Source organism: Mycobacterium yunnanensis, from assembly GCF_025823185.1.
Lineage (GTDB): Bacteria > Actinomycetota > Actinomycetes > Mycobacteriales > Mycobacteriaceae > Mycobacterium > Mycobacterium yunnanensis.
In genome coordinates, this window is the sequence record NZ_JACKVK010000022.1 from 171,474 (window position 1) to 190,344 (window position 18,871).

16 protein-coding genes are annotated in these 18,871 nt (G+C 68.9%); 9 read left to right on the plus strand and 7 right to left on the minus strand.

Translation table 11 applies throughout. From position 1 onward, the window contains the following. Positions 1–75 precede the first annotated feature (75 nt). A complete protein-coding gene (gene nrdF / locus H7K45_RS30495; RefSeq protein ID WP_372512708.1) occupies positions 76–1,038 on the plus strand; it encodes a class 1b ribonucleoside-diphosphate reductase subunit beta in 963 nt (320 codons plus the stop codon). A gap of 6 nt (positions 1,039–1,044) precedes the next feature. On the opposite strand, the gene H7K45_RS30500 is transcribed toward nrdF, so the two are convergent. Both H7K45_RS30500 and H7K45_RS30505 read right to left on the minus strand, forming a co-directional pair. Then, the gene (locus tag H7K45_RS30500) at positions 1,045–2,238 is read right to left on the minus strand and encodes an alpha/beta fold hydrolase (protein ID WP_263999941.1); all 1,194 of its coding nucleotides are present in this window, start codon (positions 2,236–2,238) and stop codon (positions 1,045–1,047) included. Positions 2,239–2,349: 111 nt separating this feature from the next. Beyond that, on the minus strand, positions 2,350–2,592 hold the full coding sequence (locus H7K45_RS30505) for a hypothetical protein (protein ID WP_263999942.1): 243 nt from the start codon (positions 2,590–2,592) through the stop codon (positions 2,350–2,352). 209 nt (positions 2,593–2,801) lie between these two features. Between H7K45_RS30505 and H7K45_RS30510 the strand changes: the two genes are divergently transcribed. Both H7K45_RS30510 and H7K45_RS30515 read left to right on the plus strand, forming a co-directional pair. Next, positions 2,802–3,146, plus strand: a complete 345-nt coding sequence (locus H7K45_RS30510) for a hypothetical protein (RefSeq protein ID WP_263999943.1) — start codon at positions 2,802–2,804, stop codon at positions 3,144–3,146. Further along, complete coding sequence (locus tag H7K45_RS30515; RefSeq protein WP_263999944.1) at positions 3,146–3,421, plus strand: hypothetical protein; 276 nt, start codon at positions 3,146–3,148, stop codon at positions 3,419–3,421. Before H7K45_RS30510 ends, H7K45_RS30515 begins: the two co-directional genes overlap by 1 nt. A gap of 9 nt (positions 3,422–3,430) precedes the next feature. Here the strand turns inward: H7K45_RS30515 and H7K45_RS30520 are convergent, their stop codons facing one another. From H7K45_RS30520 to H7K45_RS30535, 4 genes are all read right to left on the minus strand, one after another. Next, the gene (locus tag H7K45_RS30520) at positions 3,431–4,000 is read right to left on the minus strand and encodes an LppA family lipoprotein (protein ID WP_263999945.1); all 570 of its coding nucleotides are present in this window, start codon (positions 3,998–4,000) and stop codon (positions 3,431–3,433) included. 9 nt (positions 4,001–4,009) lie between these two features. Then, positions 4,010–4,768, minus strand: a complete 759-nt coding sequence (locus tag H7K45_RS30525) for a YoaK family protein (RefSeq protein ID WP_263999946.1) — start codon at positions 4,766–4,768, stop codon at positions 4,010–4,012. A 212-nt stretch (positions 4,769–4,980) separates the two neighbouring features. Further along, entirely contained in the window at positions 4,981–6,579 is a 1,599-nt protein-coding gene (locus tag H7K45_RS30530; protein ID WP_263999947.1) for an APC family permease, read from the minus strand. 215 nt (positions 6,580–6,794) lie between these two features. Further along, positions 6,795–7,841, minus strand: a complete 1,047-nt coding sequence (locus tag H7K45_RS30535) for an NAD(P)-dependent alcohol dehydrogenase (RefSeq protein WP_263999948.1) — start codon at positions 7,839–7,841, stop codon at positions 6,795–6,797. A gap of 321 nt (positions 7,842–8,162) precedes the next feature. Between H7K45_RS30535 and H7K45_RS30540 the strand changes: the two genes are divergently transcribed. The 4 genes from H7K45_RS30540 to atzF are packed head-to-tail and all read left to right on the plus strand — an operon-like array spanning position 8,163 to position 15,104. Continuing rightward, the gene (locus tag H7K45_RS30540) at positions 8,163–9,044 is read left to right on the plus strand and encodes an urea amidolyase associated protein UAAP1 (protein ID WP_263999949.1); all 882 of its coding nucleotides are present in this window, start codon (positions 8,163–8,165) and stop codon (positions 9,042–9,044) included. After that, entirely contained in the window at positions 9,041–9,700 is a 660-nt protein-coding gene (locus tag H7K45_RS30545; protein ID WP_263999950.1) for an urea amidolyase associated protein UAAP2, read from the plus strand. The genes H7K45_RS30540 and H7K45_RS30545 overlap by 4 nt, the downstream gene beginning before the upstream one ends. After that, a complete protein-coding gene (gene uca / locus H7K45_RS30550; protein WP_263999951.1) occupies positions 9,697–13,323 on the plus strand; it encodes an urea carboxylase in 3,627 nt (1,208 codons plus the stop codon). Before H7K45_RS30545 ends, uca begins: the two co-directional genes overlap by 4 nt. Before the next feature lie 32 nt (positions 13,324–13,355). Next, entirely contained in the window at positions 13,356–15,104 is a 1,749-nt protein-coding gene (gene atzF, locus H7K45_RS30555; protein WP_264000078.1) for an allophanate hydrolase, read from the plus strand. On the opposite strand, the gene H7K45_RS30560 is transcribed toward atzF, so the two are convergent. Next, positions 15,065–15,763: a TetR/AcrR family transcriptional regulator gene (locus H7K45_RS30560; RefSeq protein ID WP_263999952.1), complete on the minus strand. Its 699-nt coding sequence runs from the start codon at positions 15,761–15,763 to the stop codon at positions 15,065–15,067. The two genes, atzF and H7K45_RS30560, sit on opposite strands and share 40 nt — an antisense overlap. 219 nt (positions 15,764–15,982) lie before the next feature. On the opposite strand from H7K45_RS30560, the gene H7K45_RS30565 reads away from it, so the two are divergent. Both H7K45_RS30565 and H7K45_RS30570 read left to right on the plus strand, forming a co-directional pair. After that, on the plus strand, positions 15,983–17,989 hold the full coding sequence (locus H7K45_RS30565; RefSeq protein ID WP_263999953.1) for a dipeptide ABC transporter ATP-binding protein: 2,007 nt from the start codon (positions 15,983–15,985) through the stop codon (positions 17,987–17,989). Beyond that, positions 17,989–18,864 carry an ABC transporter permease gene (locus H7K45_RS30570; RefSeq protein ID WP_263999954.1) on the plus strand — a complete coding sequence of 292 codons (876 nt, stop codon included), beginning with the start codon at positions 17,989–17,991 and terminating at the stop codon, positions 18,862–18,864. Before H7K45_RS30565 ends, H7K45_RS30570 begins: the two co-directional genes overlap by 1 nt. The last annotated feature ends 7 nt before the right edge of the window (positions 18,865–18,871 follow it).

Below are 18,871 nucleotides of genomic sequence, written 5' to 3' on the forward strand. Positions count from 1 at the left end.
GTTGTCACACCCCAGTTGTAGTGTCGTGGGAGCTACTCGCCACGCATCGAATTGGGGTTCACAGTGTCTGATGGAATCAAGTTGATCGACCGGGTCTCGGCCATCAACTGGAACCGCGTTCACGACGAGAAGGATGCCGAGGTCTGGGAGCGCTTGACTGGCAACTTCTGGTTGCCCGAGAAGGTGCCCGTGTCCAACGACATCCCGTCCTGGGGCACGCTCAACGATCACGAGAAGCAGCTCACGATGCGGGTCTTCACCGGCCTGACGCTGCTCGACACCATCCAGGGCACCGTCGGCGCGGTGAGCCTGATCCCCGATGCGATCACCCCGCACGAAGAGGCCGTCTACACCAACATCGCGTTCATGGAGTCGGTGCACGCCAAGAGCTACAGCAACATCTTCTCCACCCTGTGCTCGACGGTGGACATCGACGAGGCGTTCCGCTGGTCGGAGGAGAACCCGAACCTGCAGCGCAAGGCCGAGATCGTGATGAACTTCTACAAGGGCGACGATCCGCTCAAGCGCAAGGTGGCCTCGACGCTGCTGGAGAGCTTCCTGTTCTACTCCGGCTTCTACCTGCCGATGTACTGGAGCAGTCGCGCCAAGCTCACCAACACCGCCGACATGATCCGGTTGATCATCCGTGACGAGGCGGTGCACGGCTACTACATCGGCTACAAGTTCCAGAAGGGCTTGGCTCAGGCGGATGAGGCCCGCAAGGCCGAGCTGAAGGACTACACCTACGAGCTGCTCTTCGAGCTCTACGACAACGAGGTCGAGTACACCCAGGACCTCTACGACGGGGTCGGGCTCACCGAGGACGTCAAGAAGTTCCTGCGCTACAACGCCAACAAGGCGCTGATGAACCTCGGCTACGAGGCGCTGTTCCCCAAGGACGAGACCGACGTCAACCCGGCGATCCTGTCGGCGCTGAGCCCCAATGCCGACGAGAACCACGACTTCTTCTCCGGCTCCGGGTCGAGCTACGTCATCGGCAAGGCCGTCAACACCACCGACGACGACTGGGACTTCTAAACCGACTCAGCCACGCGCGAGCGAGATCAGGCGGTCGAGTACGCGTCTGCCGTCCATGCGCAGGCCGTTGTGCAGATATTCGTTGGTGAGCCAACGCCGCATGCCCGGTAGCAGGTCGGCGGTTTCCTCGGAGAACCCTCGCAGCACGTATGGGTCGTCGGCGTAGATCACGGCAGCGCACGGGACGTCCACCTGCGCCAGCACCTCGGCGTCGTACAGGCGGGGCCAGTCGTGCTCGGCGAGTGTGCGCGCGACGTCCGCGTACGGCCGCAGACCGGCCGTCTCCTCGAAGTGCCACGGAAAGATGTGCTCCGCGGTGAGAAGGAGCGACTCGCCGAGGAAGTCACCGGGCGCAACGCGGTCGGCCGACCATCGCGTGGCCCCGCCGTCGGCGTAGCTCGACTCGTGCAAGATCGCATATAGCGGATTACGGGAACCGAAGGGCAGCATCTCGGCCGCGTCGTGCCGGAACGCGGGCGAGGCGGAGTCGAGCTCGAGCAGGTGGTGCACGCTCTCCGCGCCGCCGTCCATGCCCAGCCGGTGACCGATGGTACGCATCAGCCGTCGTGAAATGGGCTCACCCGCAGGGGTTTTCACCTCGCCCGCGTCACAGCGGTCCAGCAGGTCGCGCAACCGCGCCCCGTCGTGCGGGAATCGCTCGTGATAGCGCCGGTTCAGCACGCGCATCATGTCGTAGGCGCCCGAGTAGACGTCGTCGACGGCACGCCCGACCGGCGGCAGACCACCGGTGAAGTAGACCTCGTCGAGGCTGTCCGGCGCGACGGTGAGGTAGTGCAGCGAGCAGAACCCACCGAAGGACTGACCCAACAGACTCCACGTCCGGGCGCCGAGATGCTGCCGCAGGGCTTCTGCGTCTTGAACGATCGCATCGGCGCGGTAATGCGTCAGCCGTTCGGCGTCCCCGGGTCCCGGCGTCCCGTACGGCGTCGACCGGCCGGTGCCCCGCTGGTCGAGCATGATCACGCGGTAGTCCTGCAACGCACGCTCGAGCCACGACGGCGACGGCGGGCCCGCGGTGGGCCGGGGCGCCTCGTTACCGGGCCCGCCCTGCAGGAAGAGCAGGTAGGGCAGGTGCTTTCCACCGCGGGCGGAGATCTCGCGGGCGTAGATCTCGACGGTGCGCCCGTCCGGATTCTGGTGGTCCAACGGGACCGTGATCACGTGTTCGTCGATCAGCACGGGACGAGCCTAGGACAGTGCCGACGCCGCGAACACCGTCACCGAGCGAGTGGACCTGCCGGTGGTGCCCAGCGCTCAGGCTCCCGGAATCGAGTCCCGCGAGACCACGACCTAGACCGCGATGCTGGGATTGACGACGCTCGGAATCACCACGGTGTAGCCGATGTCCTTCAGGATGCCCAGTTCGATGGGGCTGAGCACCCGTACGCCGAGACCCGAATCGGTCCTCGCGTTCATCATCTGCTGATCCGCCCCGATGAACGTGTCGTCGTCGAGGTGAGACATCGAGCTGCCCTGCTGCCACGGGCCCGGTGTGTACAGCGGGACCAGACCCCCAATATGCCGCAACGGCATTGACGCCGCCGAAGTAGAACCCGCCATCGGTGCCCTCGAGATTGGGGTCGTAGGCGGCGTTCCATTCGTAGTCCGACCCGATCGGTGCTCACTCATACCCGATGACCGACGGGGAAGAGCAAATTCGCCCGGCGTTGCGCGTCGGCACGCCCGCGGCATCGCCAAACCTGCGGTGCGACTGGTCGTCGAGATGGTGGAGGATGAGAACGGTGACCTCCACGACGACGTCGTCCTCGAACGGTGATCTAGCTTGGCGCGCCGGCGTCGTCGGCGGCGCGCTGGTCGGCGGGCTGTTCTGGGGCCTCGTCGCGGCGCTGACGATCGGAGCGCCCGGCGACGCAACGTCCCATGCCGCCGCCGACACGCACCGCCTGATGCTGGCCGCGGTGGTCTGGCTTGTCCTGGCTGCGGTGGGTGTCGCGCTGGCCAGATTTGGCGGCTACCGCCATCTGCGCACCGTCGGCCTGACGCTGGTGGTCGGGCCGACGGGCGGTTGGCTGGTCCTCGGATCGTTGGTCCTGCAGACCCAGTGGTACCGCTGGGGGATGAGCTGATGTCCTCCGAGGTCGACCGCGTCATGACGCGCCGCATCCGTGAACCTGGATCACCCTGCGTGCTCTTGGGATTCGTACTCGGCCTGCTCGCGATGTCGCCCTGGGCGGTGCTCTACTACTGGTTCTTCGCGCCGGTGGCCGCGCTGATCCTGGCCGGTGTGCTCAGCGTAGTGGCGGCCGTCAGGGGCCGGGTCTGGCCGGTGGCCGAGGGTGCCTTCGCGGCGGCATTGTTCGGCTTCGTGGCGGTCGTCGTGTTCGCGGTCGGAGTGCGCTGATCGACCGCGTCAGCGCGGCGGCGTCTGCTGGCGCAGCCGGCAGTCGGACTTCATCGACAGCACCGTCGCCGCGGCCGTCCCAAATCGCACCTCGACGCCCTCGGGTCCGGTGACGACGAGCTCGTGATCAGCGGGCCGGTCGGCGAGCGGCCGCACCGTGGTGGCACCAACCCCGGCGGCGGCGTCCACCACGATCCGGACCGTTCTCGGCCACACGGCATCGGGAGTGCGACCGCTGAACACCGCGAATACGTACGCCTGAACGCCCTTGGTGTGGAGGAACTCTCCGCCACAGCCTCGCCAGCTGTTCTCCTCCACGTGCCACGTCAGCCCGGGGACGAGGGCGGCGATGCGATTGGCCGCGTCGGTCACGGCGGCCAGGTACTGCTGCTGGGCCGCCTCGAACGGCGGGCGGTCGCGCAAAGTAGCGTCTGGATCCCGTGGTGGGGCCACGGTAGTGCTGGACGTGGCGGCCGGCTGGCCGGGCGTCGTGGCGCCGCATCCGACCAGGGCCGCGGCGCACAGCATCGCCACCAAGACCACCCGACCACGCGACCTACGATCCGCGGACGGGCTCATGATGGGAGCCTAGCGGCGTGGTTGCCCGGCCGGGATCACCACTGTGGGCGGAGCGTCGGGAGCGGCGTCCGGTTGCGGCGCAGCGTCATTCAGCACCAGCGGGCTGGTCGGCCTCAGCAGCGTCATCACGAGCGCGACTGCGGCCAGGGCTCCGGCCAGCGCGGCGGGAGCCAAGAATGCCTGCTCGCCATATGTGTGTTGGAGAACCCCGCCGAAGATGGCACCCGCGGTGAGACCCGCCCACAGCGGACCCTGAATCCAGAACGACGGCGCAGGCTTGTGGAGCAGGATGTTGGCCAACCCGGCACCGAACCGGATCACCGTGCCCGTCACGTAGGTCAGCGCCATGCTGCGCCCAGCGTCGTCCTGCAGGGTGGCGTTCTGCAGGCCGAGGGCCAGGACGACGGGATAGGCGTGCAGCGGCACCGCGTCCGGTCCCTGCGGCATGAGCAGACCGAGGGTGAGCAGCAGCGCGGTGATGACCAGCAAGGTGGACAGTCGCCACCGGCCCGACCACGCCGCGACCAGGGTGCCGAGGAAGGCCCCCAAGCAGAACACCGCGATGACCGAGCCGAAGCGGGCCACGCCGACCCAGTCCAAGGAGCTGGCGGCCTCGCCGAAGCGGGTGGTGTTGCCGCTCATGAACGACATGAACAACTGGCCGTACTCCAGGAAACCGATGGTGTCGGCGACGCCGGCCACCACGGCGAGACTGACGGCGAAGAAGTTCCTCGTCGTGTCATCGGCCGGAAACGCCTTGCTTGCCATGGTGTCCTCTTCGTAAAGACGTGCGGGCACGCAGTGGCGTGAGTCACGATAACGAGCGCTGGAAGCGACGCGTCGTCGCGCCTGACCCTCTGTAACCGGTGTCGCCCGGATCGAAACACATAGTGGCGCACGACATTTGACGCCGGCGCCAATTGTGCTGAACGCAAACGTCCCCGCACGCATGACGTGCGGGGACCTCGACGGGCGTCGTGTCAGGCGTCGGTGCGCTCGTGCGCGTCCTCCATGACGGTGCGACCAATCTCCGCGTATACGGTCGGCTTGGCGGTGCGCAACCACACCGCGTAGGCGAGACCGATCAGGAATACCGCCAGGATCATGTACGGAGCCGCCTTGAAGACGTCGGACTTCGCCGCGAGCCCGGCCGCGAATTCGCGGTTGTCCCACAGCAACCAGACCACGTACAGCATCGCCACACCGCCGACGAGCGGGCACAGCAGCGTGGTGACCACGTTGCCCCGGTGGGTCTTCTTGACCCAGAAGAACCAGATGACCGCCGCCGAACAGATCGCCTGAACCAGCAGGATCGCCGCGGTGCCGATCAACGCCAGCAGGCCGTAGACGTTGACGTAGGGCACCAGGGCGGGCGTGTCGACCGGCGTGCCGTCGGCGTCGGGCACCTGGACCGCGGTGAAGAACGCGAATGCCAGCACGATCAGCAGCGTGATCACGCTCTGGATGGTCGAGGCGATGTACGGCGAACCGTGCGTGGGGTGCGTGCCGCCGACGGTCGACTTGATCTTCTCCGACGGCATCTCACGGCCCAGTGCGTAGAGGTAGCGCGACGCCGCGTTGTGGAAGGCCAGCGCGCAGGCGAAGGATCCGATGACCAGGAGCGCCTTGTAGACGTCGAGCAGCACGCCGCCCAGATTGGCCTGCACCAGATTGAAGAACAGGTCGAGAGGCGATGCGCTGATGGAGGTCTCGACGGAGGTCTTCGCGCCGTTGCCGGCGATCACCATGGCCGAGATGAACGTGTAGAACAGGCCGAGGCCGACGACGGCGATGATGGTCGCCCTCGGGATGATCTTCTTGGGATTGCGCGACTCCTCGCCGTAGACCGCGGTGGTCTCGAAGCCAACCCACGACCAGAACGCGAAGAACAATCCGATGGCCATCGACCCCGCTGCGGCTGCGGTGCCGAACGCGCCCGCCGGCAAACTCTCGAAGGCGTTGTTCAGCAATACCGTCTGGTCGAGCATCAGACCGTCGGGACCGCCGCCGGAGAAGATCACCGAGAACGCGAGCGCCAGCAGGATGAGCACCTCGGCGGTGAGCGTGACGCCGAGAATGGCTGCGGTCAAACTGATGTCGAAGTAGCACAGGACGGCGATGGCGACGATCGCGACGACGGCGATCAGGAGCCACGGCACGTCGACGTTGAAGATCGTCTTGAGGGCGTCGTTGGCGAAGTACGCACAGCCACCGATCAACGAACCCTCGAACACGACGTAGGCAAACGTGGCGAGCATGCCACTGGCCATGCCCCAGGTCTGGCCGAGGCCGTGGGAGATGAAGCCGTAGAAGGCTCCGGTGGTGGTGATGTGCCGGGCCATCGCGACGTACCCGAGCGCGAACAGCGTCAGGATGATCGTCGCGAACAGGAAGCCGGCCGGGGCGCCGAGCCCGTTGCCGAATCCGACGGCAATGGGCACGTTGCCGGTCATGGCGGTGATCGGGGCGGCGTTGGCCACGGCCATGAAGATGACCGCGACGATGCCGATGGATCCCTTCTTCAGGCCGTTGGCCCGGGCTGCTGCCGGGTCGTCGGTAGTTGCGGAATCGGCACCCATGTGGGCCTCCAGCTTCGGATTCAGTGCGAAATCGGGTCCGCGGGTCTGCGGTCTGTTCCAGAGCGTCGCACCAACACCTGCATCCGACAAGTCGAACGGCAACATTCGCGTCGATTCGCGTTTGGGGCGTCCCGCCGTCGGTCTGCGCGCCCCGTACCTGGTCGGAGACGCAAAACGGCCCAGACCCGTGATGGGTCTGGGCCGTCGTGTGTTTGCTACAGCGTCGCGGTGTCGATCACGAAGCGGTACCGCACGTCGCTGGCGAGGACGCGCTCGTAGGCCTCGTTGACGTAGTCGGCACCGATGACCTCGATCTCGGGCAGAACGTCGTGTTCGGCGCAGAAGTCCAGCATCTGCTGGGTCTCCGGAATGCCACCGATCATGGAACCCGCCAGGCTGCGCCGCATTCCGGCGAGCGGGAAGGGGGGCACCTCCATGGCGTGCTCGGGCATGCCGAGTTCGACGAGCGTGCCGTCGACCGCGAGCAGGCCGAGGTAGGCGCCCAAGTCCAGGTTGGCGGACACGGTGTTGAGGATCAGGTCGAACTTGCCCGCCAGCTTGGTGAAGGTGTCCGGGTCGCTGGTCGCGTAGTACTCGTTCGCGCCGAGGCGCAGCCCGTCCTCCATCTTCTTCAGCGACTGGCTCAGAACCGTGACCTCGGCGCCCATCGCGTGCGCGAGCTTGACGCCGACGTGGCCGAGCCCACCGAGCCCGATGATGGCGACCTTCTTGCCGGGGCCCGCGCCCCAGTGGTGCAGCGGGGAGAACAGGGTGATACCCGCACAGAGCAGCGGAGCCGCCTGGTCGAGCGGCATTCCGTCGGGGATGTTCAGCACGTAGTTCTCGTCGACGACGGTCGCCTGGCTGTAACCGCCGTAGGTGGGGGTGCCGTCCTTGCCGATGGCGTTGTAGGTGCCGACCATGCCGCCACCGGTGCAGTACTGCTGAAGGCCCTTCTTGCAGTTCTCGCACTCACGGCAGGAGTCGACGAAGCAGCCGACGCCGACGTGGTCGCCCACCTTGAACTTGGTGACCTCGGAACCCACCTCGGTGACGACGCCGGCGAGTTCGTGCCCGGCCACGACGGGGTAGTTGGGCTGTCCCCACTCGCCCTTCACTGTGTGGATGTCACTGTGGCAAATGCCGGCGAACTTGATGTCGAATGCCACGTCGTGCGGACCGACGTCGCGGCGCTCGATGGTGGTCGGGGTGAGCGGTTCGGTCGCCGAGGTGGCTGCGATGGCTTTAACGGTCGTGGTCATGTTCTCTTCGTACCCTCTTGTCGTCTTGTCGAAGCTGTCGCCGCCGCCACACGTACGGCGGCACGAAAAATGGGCGCGCCATTGCGCCCCCGAGGAATCCCAACCCGGGCTGGCGGTGAATTAATCCCCGATCCCGCGATCTAACCAGCCCACCGGGGTGACCTCGCACCCGTCACACGGCGGACACGCGCGAAGCGTGTTGTTAACCCGCCGACCGCCATCGGTTACACCGCGGCAACCATCGACGGCGGCCGGGCGAGAAAACTGTCATCTGACAGATATGTCGGTCGAGGACCGACGTCGAGAGCCCCTGGAGCAACCGTGACCAGCGACGTGCGTGATTCACCTCCCGCCGACAACCCGGATACCGCCACCACCGCGGGCGCCAAGGCGCACGCGAGGGCGCAGCACGGCCGCACCGCCGACGCCATGCGCCACGTACCCGCGACCAGCAGCCCGACGCCCCCTGACGGAGTGCCGGCCGACTGCTTGACGTGGTCGGAAACCGTTGCACCGGGCGGATATACGACCGCCGTTCTCGCACGCGGCACCCGCATCAGGTTGACCGACCTCGAGGGTGACGCGTGTGCACACGTGCTGATCCACCGGGCCGACGGTCCGCACGAGCGCCTCAACGTGGCCGACACCGTCAAGGTGCCGTGGCAGGCCTACCTCGGAACCGGACATCCCGTGCTCAGCGGGTTCGGCCGGGTGTTGGCCACCGTCGTGGCCGACACCTCGGGCAGGCACGACGCGCTCGCGGGCACCACCACCCGTCACGGCAACGACGAGCGTTTCGGCGCAGGAGCACCGGAATCGGCGTCACCGGCGGGCCGGGAACTGCTGCTGCTCGCGGCGCTGAAGAACGGTCTCGGGCCACGCGACGTGGTGCCGTCGGTGTCGTTCTTCAAGGGGGTGCGGGTCGACGCGGACGGCACGTTCGACTGGCAGGGCTCTGCCGGCCCCGGCACCCACGTCGACCTGCTGTTGCACGTCGACGCGATCGTGTCCTTGGCCAACACCGCCCACCCGCTGGATCCACGACCGGCCTTCACGTGCTCGGCGCTGCGGATGCACGCCTGGCCCGCCGTCGACGACCTGCACCACCTGCTGGCCGGGGACCTCGTGGGACCACTGCGCCCCGAGCACCGGCAAGCCGCTGCCAACACCGACGCCGACCTGCTCGCCCGAGGAGTGCTGTGAACGCCCCGACCGCCGCCGACCACGCCGCGCTGGTGCCCGGCGCCCCGATCTTGGACGAACACGTCGACGCGCGCGCCGCCTGGTCGGCCGTGGTCGCCGCGGGTGACGTGCTGACGATCGTCGACCTCGCGGGCAACCAGGCGGTGGACTGCCTGCTCTACTCCGCGGCCGACACCAGCGTGCGCTACAGCGCCTCGGAGACCGTCGCGCGCCAGGGCGGGATCGTGCTGACCACCGGGTCGATCCTGCGGGCCGACACCGGCGCCGCCTTGATGACGGTGGTGGGCGACGAGGTCGGCGTGCACGACACCCTCGGCGGTGCGTGCTCCAAGGAGTCCAACACGCTGCGCTACGGGCAGCACACGCGCGCCCAGCACGGCTGCATGGAGAACTTCCTGCTCGAAGGCTCCCGGCATGGGCTCGGCGCCAAAGACCTTGCCAGCAACATCAACTGGTTCATGAACGTGCCGGTGGACCCCGACGGCGCCCTGGGCATCGTCGACGGGTTGTCCGCACCGGGCAAGCGCGTGGCCTTGCGCGCCGAGGTCGACGTGCTGGTGCTCGTCTCGAATTGCCCGCAGATCAACAACCCCTGCAACGCGTTCGATCCGACGCCGGTCCGCATGATCGTCACCCGGCCGGGGCAGGCGGCGTGACCGACAGCGTCCTGATCGCCAACCGCGGCGAGATCGCCGTCCGCCTGGTGCGCTCCGCGAAGCTGCTCGGCCTTCGCACCGTCGCGGTGTTCTCCGACGCCGACCGGGGCGCGCCTCACGTGCGCCTCGCCGACGACGCCGTCCGGCTGGGGCCCTCTGCGCCCAGCGAGAGTTACCTGCGCGTGGACGCGCTCGTCGCCGCGGCGACGGCGACCGGCGCAGACATGATCCATCCGGGCTACGGATTCCTGTCCGAGGACGCCGATTTCGCCACCGCGGTCGAAGCCGCCGGCATGGCGTTCGTCGGCCCGACACCGCAGCAACTCCGCATCTTCGGGACGAAGCACACCGCCCGCGCGGCGGCCCGGGCCGCCGGGGTGCCCGTGTTCCCCGGCTCGGAACTGCTCGACGACGCCGCGGCCGCCCGCGCGGCTGCCGCCGACGTCGGCTACCCCGTGATGCTCAAGGCAACCGGCGGTGGCGGCGGCATCGGCATGCAGGTGTGCCGCGACGACGCCGAGCTCAAGGCCGCCTTCGACCGCGTGTCACGTCTGGCCGCCCGCAGCTTCGGCTCCGCGGGTGTCTTCGTCGAACGCTTCGTCGACGACGCCCGCCACGTCGAGGTGCAGATCTTCGGCGACGGCACCGGGAGCGTGGTGTCCCTTGGTGACCGGGACTGCTCCCTTCAGCGACGCAACCAGAAGGTGATCGAGGAGGCGCCCGCGCCCGCACTGCCCGAAGCGGTTCGGCAACAACTTCATTCGTCGTCCCGCGCGCTGGCCGCGTCGGTCGCCTACCGCTCGGCGGGCACGGTGGAGTTCGTCTACGACCCGCGGCGCGAAGAGGCGTCCTTCCTAGAGGTCAACGCGCGTCTGCAGGTCGAACATCCGGTGACCGAGGGTGTCACCGGGGTCGACCTGGCGGCGTGGATGTTCCGGCTCGCCCGCGGCGAAGACGACGTGCTGGCCCCATACCTGGAGCCGGGCACTCGGGAGGGTGCGGTTCCGGTGCGTGGGCATGCGGTGGAGGCGCGCGTGTACGCCGAGGACCCCTCCCGGGACTACCGTCCCAGCACCGGAACCGTTGTCGCCGTGAGCTTTCCGGAAGACGTCGCCGGGGATCCCGCACCGCGGGTCGACACCTGGGTGGAACCGGGCACCGAGGTCACGGCGTCCTATGATCCGCTGCTGGCCAAGGTCGTGACCGTCGCCGACGACCGCGACGAGGCCCTCGACCGGCTCGGCAGGGCACTGAACGCCACCGTGCTGCACGGCATCGAGGTCAACATCGGACTGCTGCGTGCGGCGCTGACCCTCGACGACGTCCGAGCGGCCCGGCACCACACCGGCACTCTCGCCGGCGTCGTCGACCCCCGGCCCCGCATCACCGTCGAGACCCCCGGCCTGTCGACCACCGTGCAAGACCTGCCCGGGCGGGTCGGCCTGTGGAACGTCGGCGTGCCGCCGAGCGGGCCGATGGACGACCTCTCGTTCCGGTTGGGCAATCGGGCGCTCGGAAATGCCGAGGGCGCACCGGGTCTGGAGTGCACGGCAACCGGGCCCGCACTTCGCGTGACCCATCCGACCACCTTCTGCGTCACCGGTGCCGACTGCCCCGTCACGGTCGACGGCGAGCCCGCGCCGATGTGGGAGCCGATCGAGGTGCCCGCCGGCGGCGTCCTGGCCGTCGGTGCGGCGGGGACCGCGGGACTGCGCACCTATGTACTCGTCGGCGGCGGGTTCGACGTACCGGCCTACCTCGGCAGTGCCTCGACCTTCACCCTCGGTCGCTTCGGCGGCCACGGTGGCCGTCACCTGGTCGTCGGCGACGTGCTGCGGGCCGCCACGGTCGCACCCGTCGGACCGCCGTCCGCCGTCCCCGACCATCTCCGACCGGCCATGCCGTCGCGGTGGGAACTCGCCGTCACCGAAGGCCCGCATGGTGCCCCGGAGTTCTTCACCCGCGATGACATGGACACGCTCGTGCAGGCCGACTACGTCGTGCACTTCAACTCGGCCCGCACGGGCATCCGCTTGGAGGGGCCACGGCCCACGTGGGCGCGCCCCGACGGCGGTGAGGCGGGACTGCACCCGTCCAACATCCACGACACGCCGTACTCGGTGGGTGCGCTGGACTTCACCGGTGACACCCCGATCCTGCTGGGCCCCGACGGCCCCAGCCTCGGCGGCTTCGTCTGCCCGGTCACGGTCGTCACCGGCGACCGGTGGAAACTCGGCCAGCTGCGGCCGGGTGACACCGTCAGATTCGTCCCGGTCCGGGCGGCCGACGCGCCGTCGCGATCGGAGGTGGGCGTCGACCGCGGGGCCGCGACCGCCGAGGTACGTCGCACCCCGCGCGACGGCGACGACGGCGTGTTGCTCCGTCGCGAAGGAGGGGACGCGCCGTCGGTCACCTACCGACGCAGCGGTGACGACAACGTGCTCGTCGAGTACGGGGACATGGTGCTCGACCTCGCGTTGCGGGCCAGGGTGCACGCACTCGAGGAGCGCCTTGCCGCCAGCGCGGTGACAGGCATCGTCGACCTCACGCCGGGTATCAGATCCCTTCAGGTGCACCTGGATCCGGACGTGCTGCCCGTGCACCGGCTGATGGACCTGCTCGGCGAGCTGGAGGACGATCTGCCCGCCACGTCCGAACTGGTCGTGCCGAGCCGCTCGGTGCGGCTGCCGCTCAGCTGGGACGACCCCGCCACCCGCGAGGCCATCGCGCGCTACACCTCCGGCGTGCGCGACGACGCCCCGTGGTGCCCGTCCAACATCGAATTCATCCGCAGGATCAACGGATTGGCGTCTCAGGACGACGTCATGGCGACGGTGTTCGCGGCGGAGTACCTGACCCTGGGCCTCGGCGACGTCTACCTCGGGGCGCCCGTAGCCACCCCGCTGGATCCGCGCCACCGGCTCGTCACCACCAAGTACAACCCGGCGCGCACCTGGACCGCGGAGAACTCCGTCGGGATCGGCGGCGCCTACCTGTGCATCTACGGCATGGAGGGTCCGGGTGGCTACCAGTTCGTCGGCCGGACCACGCAGGTGTGGAGCCGTTACCGGGACACGCCACCGTTCGAGCCGGGCAGCCCGTGGCTGCTGCGCTTCTTCGACCGGATCTCCTGGTACCCAGTCAGCGCCGAGGAACTCCTCGACCTGCGGGCGGACATGGCCGCGGGCCGTGGGTCGGTCGAGATCACCGACGGCACCTTCTCCCTCGCCGAGCACGAACGATTCCTCGCCGACAACGCCGACTCGATCGCGCAGTTCCGTGCCCAGCAGGCAACGGCTTTCGCTGCCGAGCGGGCCGCGTGGACCGCGGCGGGGGAGTTCGACCGAGCCGAACGCGCCGAGTCCCGCGTCGCGGTGACTACGGCCGACCTCGTCCTCGACGACGACGAACGACGGGTGGACGCGCCGTTCTCCTCCAACGTGTGGAAGGTCGACGTCGCCGTCGGCGACCACGTGGTGGCCGGGCAGGCGCTCCTTGCATTGGAGGCGATGAAGATGGAGACCGTGCTCACCGCACCGACCGACGGCGTCGTCACCCGCGTCCTCGTGCAGGCGGGCCACCAGGTCGACCCGGGCACCCCCCTCGTGGTGGTGGGCGCGTGACGGCCCAGCGAGAAGCGAAGCGGTATCGCGCGGTGACGTCCGTCCAACGGGTGCGCGCGGCCTACGCCGCCGTCGACGCCGCCGCGAGACCCGAGGTGTGGATCAGCCTGCGCAGCATGGCCGATGCCCTTGCCGACGCCGAGGTGGTCGACGCGGCGATCCGCTCCGGCGCCGACCTTCCGCTCGCCGGTCTGGTGGCCGCGGTCAAGAACAACGTCGACGTGGCAGGCCTGGTCACCACGGCCGGGTGTCCTGCCTTCGCGACGGCGCCGGCCGCGCAGGACGCCGTCGTCGTGGCCCGTTTGAGGGCCGCCGGTGCGGTGGTGATCGGCGTGACGAACCTCGACCAGTTCGCCACCGGTCTGGTCGGCACGCGCAGTCCGCATGGCGCCGTGCGGGATTCGCGGCGCCCGGAGTACATCTCGGGTGGTTCGAGTTCGGGATCGGCCGTCGCGGTCGCACTTGGCCTCGTCGACGTGGCACTGGGTACCGACACGGCCGGATCTGGCCGTGTGCCCGCCGCGCTGCAGGGCATCGTCGGCATCAAGCCGACCTACGGCGTCGTGCCGACCGACGGCGTCGTCCCAGCCTGCCGATCGTATGACTGCGTGACCGTGTTCGCGCGCGACCTCGACACCGCCGACCTCGCGATGGGCGTCATGGCTGGCGAGGCGCGCCCGTTCCCACCCGACGCGCCGCTGGCGGCACCCGAGGTTCCCACCGTCGCCGTGCCCCGCGAGTTGCCCGGATTGTCGGCTCCGTGGCAGGCGGCGTTCGCGGCGGCGCGCACCCGGCTCGAGCAGCGTGGCGTGCTCATCCGGGAGGTCGACCTCTCGGCCTTCCTCGCGGCCGCGAGACTGCTCTACGACGGTGGGCTGGTCGCCGAACGCCATGACGCCGTCGGCGAATTCGTCGACGCCCACCGTGACGACGTCGATCCGACCGTCGGGGCGATCATCTCCGCAGCCGGGCACGTGTCGGCCACCGAGCTGTTGCGCGACCGCCGGTTGCTCGCCGAGCTGACCGAGGTCGCGACGGCCGCACTGGGGGACTGCGACGCGCTGCTCGTCCCCACCACGACCGAGCATCCCACGATCGCGGAAGTCGGCGCCGATCCGGTCGGCGTGAACTCGCGGCTGGGGACGTACACGAACTTCTGCAACCTGATGGACATGTGCGCCGTCGCAGTGCCGTCGGGTACCGCGGGCGAGGACCAGTTCGGCGTCTCGGTGATCGCCAGAACGGGGGCCGACGCGCTCGCCGTCGACGTCGCCCGTCTCGTCGTGTCGCCGACGGCCTCGGTCGCGCTGCCCGGGGCCGCGCCGGCCGTTGCCGGGCCGGCCGATCGTCCATGGCCGACGTTCGCCGGTGCTGAGGCCACCACGCTGATGGTGGTCGGGGCTCATCTTCGAGGGCAGCCGTTGGCATTTCAGCTCGAAGAGCGCGGCGCCCGGTGGCTGGGGCCGGCGTCGACCGCGCCGGTGTACCGGTTGGCGCGGCTGGACACCACCCCGCCGAAACCCGGTTTGATGCGGGTGGGCCCCGACGAGGGCGCCGCCGTCGGCGGGGAGCTCTGGCTGGTGGGTACGGCGATGCTCGGCGACTTCCTCGCCGCGTTGCCGGCGCCGATGTCGCTGGGCCGGGTCACCTTGGCCGACGGTACCGAGGTGGTGGGCTTCGGGTGTGCGCTCGAGGCGTTTCGGGCCGGGGATGACATCACGCACCACGGCGACTGGCCGACCTACCTGGCGAGTGTGTCGACCGGCTCCGCGACGGCGTAGCCCTCGATCAGGGCGCGGGTGCGTTGCCGAAGCACACCCGGGTCGGCGTCGGATTCCCCGAGCACGCGCAGGCAGGCGTCGGCCACGTGGAGCGGGAGCTCGTCGCGTTCGGCCCCCGGCGGCACCGACCACATGTTCACCAGCGACTCGACCAGCCGGAACGGCAGATCCGCGGCGGCGCCATGCACACCGGTCACGCCGATGACGGCCTGGCTCAGCGCCAGGTAGTGCAGACGAAGGCGTTCGCGGTCCGACCAGAACGACTCGAGCCCGACGCCCCGCAACTCCGGAAGCAAGTACAGCGCGCCGAGGTTCCATCGACCGGCGAGCAACTGGTCACCGTCGAAGGCGGCCAGCGCATGCAGGTGCTCCGCGGCGCTCAGGGCCGGTTCGGCGCCGAGAAGGCTGGGGATGAACGCCAAGGTCGGACTGACGGTTTGGCCAAGGAGCGCGCAGAGGATGTCGTCCTTGGTCTTGAAGTAGTGGTAGAGAGAGGCCTGGCGGATGCCGACCGATTCCGCGATGGACCTCGTCGAGGTCGCGGTGTAGCCGAGTGTGGTGAAGAGTTCGCCTGCGGCGTCGAGGATCTCGTCACGTGCGGTGACACCGGGACGCTTCTGATCGTGGTGGCGAGGGCGACCAGCCCTGGCGAGCGGCATGACCTCATCGTGGACCATGGAACACCGAAAGTGGTCATGTCCCCTGGTTTCTGTCACACGACAGAAACGCGCGACACCCATCGGTTACCTACGCCGCGGTTTGGTTACAACAGCGACACCCACGGGGCTGGCCCGGCCGGAAAACTGTCAGTCGACAGGTGGGTGGCCCATGGACGTGCCGCTGCCCGCCGACCTCGACACCTACTGGAGCGTTCTCACATGGGCATCGCTGTTTCCGAAGGGGCTGCCATCACCGACGTCGCCACATCCACGGTGCCCACGATCTCCGATGCCGTCGCGTCCGTCGACGACCTCCACGTGACCTTCCGCCGCAACGGCCGCGACGTGCACGCGTTACGCGGCGTGTCCGTGGCGATCGCACCGGGGGAGATCCTCGGCCTGGTCGGTGAATCGGGCTCGGGCAAGAGCGTTCTCGGGTTCAGCATGCTGGGTCTGCTCCCCGAGCACACCCGCATCGACGGCACCGTCACCGTCACCGGATCCGACATGGTCCACGGTGACGACAAGGACATCCGCAAGGTTCGACGCCTGGATCTGGGCGCGGTGTTCCAGGACCCGATGACGTCGCTGAACCCGACCATGCGGATCGGCAAGCAGGTCGCCGAGGCGGCGGGCAGTGACGACGAGGCACTGCGACTGCTCACCGCCGTGGGCATCCCGGAACCGGCTCGACGGATGCGTGCCTTCCCGCACGAACTCTCCGGCGGTTTGCGTCAGCGGGTGATGATCGCGATCGCCATCGCGGGCGACCCCGACTTGATCATCGCCGACGAACCCACCACGGCCCTGGACGTCACGGTGCAGGCGCAGGTGCTGCGGCTGCTGGCGCGGCTTCGTGACGACATCGGCTGCAGCATCGTCTTCATCACCCACGACCTCGGCGTCGCGGCGCAGATCTCCGACCGCATCGCCGTGCTGTATGCGGGCCGCATCGCCGAGATCGGGCCCACTGCAGAGGTTCTCGGCGCACCGGCACATCCGTACACGCACGGACTCCTTCGGTCGCGCCTGACCCTGGACACGGCCCGCGACCGCAAGCTGGCCGCACTCGCCGGTTCGGTGCCGAGCGCGGTGTCCCCGCTGCCCGGATGCGCGTTCGAACCGCGGTGCGCGATCTCGCGCGAGGAGTGCACCACCGCACCCCCCGACCCCGTCGCGGTGGCAGACGACCGCACCAGCGCCTGCATCCTCCCGTTGGAGGAAATCGCGGCAGACCTGGGCGCCGCGTCGACCACGACCAACGAACCCTTTCCCGAGGTCGAGAAGCACGAGGAGATGCCCCCCTCGGTCGTGCTGCGCGACGTCACCAAGACGTTCACGGTGACCAAGCGCTGGCTGGACCGCTCCGCAGGCGGGGGCAAACTCCAAGCGCTGCGGGGGGTTTCACTGCGCGTCGCGCACGGTGAGTCGGTGGCCCTGGTCGGCGAGAGCGGCTCGGGAAAGTCGACCCTGCTGCGGGCGATCGCCGGCCTCGAGAAGCCGACCACCGGTCAGGTGGAACTGGTCGAGGGCCAGCGGCCGCAGATGGTGTTCCAAGACGCGGGCGCCTCGTTGACGCCCTGGCTGTCGGTCGGAGAGCTGATCTCGGAACGGCTCAGCGGCAGCGGGATGTCGCGGGCGCAACGCAAGGATGCCGTCGTCGAGGTGCTCGAGCGGGTCGGACTCCCCGCCGAGGTCGCCAAGTCCAGGGCAGGACAACTCTCCGGTGGTCAACGGCAACGAGTCTCCCTGGCGCGGGCCACCGTCGTACCGCCGTCGGTGCTGCTGTGTGACGAACCGACCAGCGCGCTCGACGTGTCGCTGGCGGCGTCGGTGCTGAACCTGATCGGGGATCTGCGGCGCAGCCTCGACATGTCGGTGGTCTTCGTGACCCACGACCTGTCGGTGGCCCGCGTCGTCGCCGACCGGATCGCGGTCATGTACCTCGGCAGGATCGTCGAGATCGGGCCCGCTGAGCGGGTCATCGGCGATCCCGCGCACCCCTACACCCAGGCGCTGGTCGGCTCGATCCCCGACCTGGGCCGCGAATCGACCATCCTGCCAGGCGAACCCGCCAGTCCGCTGTCGCCGCCGACCGGATGCGCGTTCCACCCCCGATGCTCGATCGCGGTCGACGCCTGCAGCGGAACCGAACTCGACGTCCGGCTCGAGGGCATCCCCGGCAACCCACACCAAGTGGCGTGCATCGAAAGGCGAGCGGTCTGATGGCAATCGCAACGGCGGCTCCGCCGGCTGTGTCGCTGGTGCGTGGGCGCCAGCGCCGGATCCTGTCCCTGCAGTCCCGCTCGACGGTACTGAACTGGGCGGGCTTCTCCCTGATCTTCGTGGTCACGCTCGTCGCGATCGCCGTGCCGCTGCTGGCCCCGCACGACCCGCTGGTTCCGGTCGGCATGCCGCTGCAGGCACCCGGTGAACACGGGTTCCTGCTCGGCAGCGACAGCATCGGTCGCGACATCCTCTCCAGGGTGCTGTACGGCGTCCGCTCGAGTTGGTTCGCGGCGTTGGTCGTGGTGGCCGTCGGGCTGTCGTTCGGCGGCCTGGTCGGTCTGATCGCCGGCGCGACGGGGGGTTGGGTCGACTCGCTGCTGATGCGCATCACCGACGGGTTCCTGTCTCTGCCGGCCCCGGTGCTCGCCATCGCCGTGGTCGCCGCGCTCGGGCCGAGTTTCGTGCACACCCTGGTAGCGGTGTCCATCGTGTGGTGGCCGTTCTACGCGCGACTGGTCCGCGGTGAGGTGGCGCGGCTGGCAGCCAGGCCGCACGTCGAAGCGGCACGCCTGGCTGGCGTCAACCGGTTTCGGCTCGCCAGGCGCCATCTGCTTCCCGGTGCGGTACCCAATGCGGTGGTAGCCGCCAGCCTCGACGTCGGCACGCTGATCCTCACCCTCGCCGCACTGTCGTTCCTCGGCCTCGGACAGTCCGCCCCCGCGGCCGAGCTCGGTGCGGACTCCGCGCGCAACCTGAGCTACTTCCTGCAGCAGTGGTGGATTCCGGTGATGCCCGGGCTGGGCGTCCTGGTGCTGGCGCTGATCGGAAACATCGCGGGCGACAGCCTGCGCAACCTGATGAAGACGAGCTAGGTAGAGA

Excerpts from the sequence above, each read along its gene's own strand:
- H7K45_RS30505 (WP_263999942.1), bottom strand. The coding sequence starts at position 2,592 with ATGCCGTTGCGGCATATTGGGGGTCTGGTCCCGCTGTACACACCGGGC.
- H7K45_RS30515 (WP_263999944.1), top strand. The coding sequence starts at position 3,146 with ATGTCCTCCGAGGTCGACCGCGTCATGACGCGCCGCATCCGTGAACCT.
- H7K45_RS30520 (WP_263999945.1), bottom strand. The coding sequence starts at position 4,000 with ATGAGCCCGTCCGCGGATCGTAGGTCGCGTGGTCGGGTGGTCTTGGTG.
- H7K45_RS30525 (WP_263999946.1), bottom strand. The coding sequence starts at position 4,768 with ATGGCAAGCAAGGCGTTTCCGGCCGATGACACGACGAGGAACTTCTTC.
- H7K45_RS30530 (WP_263999947.1), bottom strand. The coding sequence starts at position 6,579 with ATGGGTGCCGATTCCGCAACTACCGACGACCCGGCAGCAGCCCGGGCC.
- H7K45_RS30535 (WP_263999948.1), bottom strand. The coding sequence starts at position 7,841 with ATGACCACGACCGTTAAAGCCATCGCAGCCACCTCGGCGACCGAACCG.
- H7K45_RS30560 (WP_263999952.1), bottom strand. The coding sequence starts at position 15,763 with ATGCCGCTCGCCAGGGCTGGTCGCCCTCGCCACCACGATCAGAAGCGT.
- H7K45_RS30565 (WP_263999953.1), top strand. The coding sequence starts at position 15,983 with ATGGGCATCGCTGTTTCCGAAGGGGCTGCCATCACCGACGTCGCCACA.
- H7K45_RS30570 (WP_263999954.1), top strand. The coding sequence starts at position 17,989 with ATGGCAATCGCAACGGCGGCTCCGCCGGCTGTGTCGCTGGTGCGTGGG.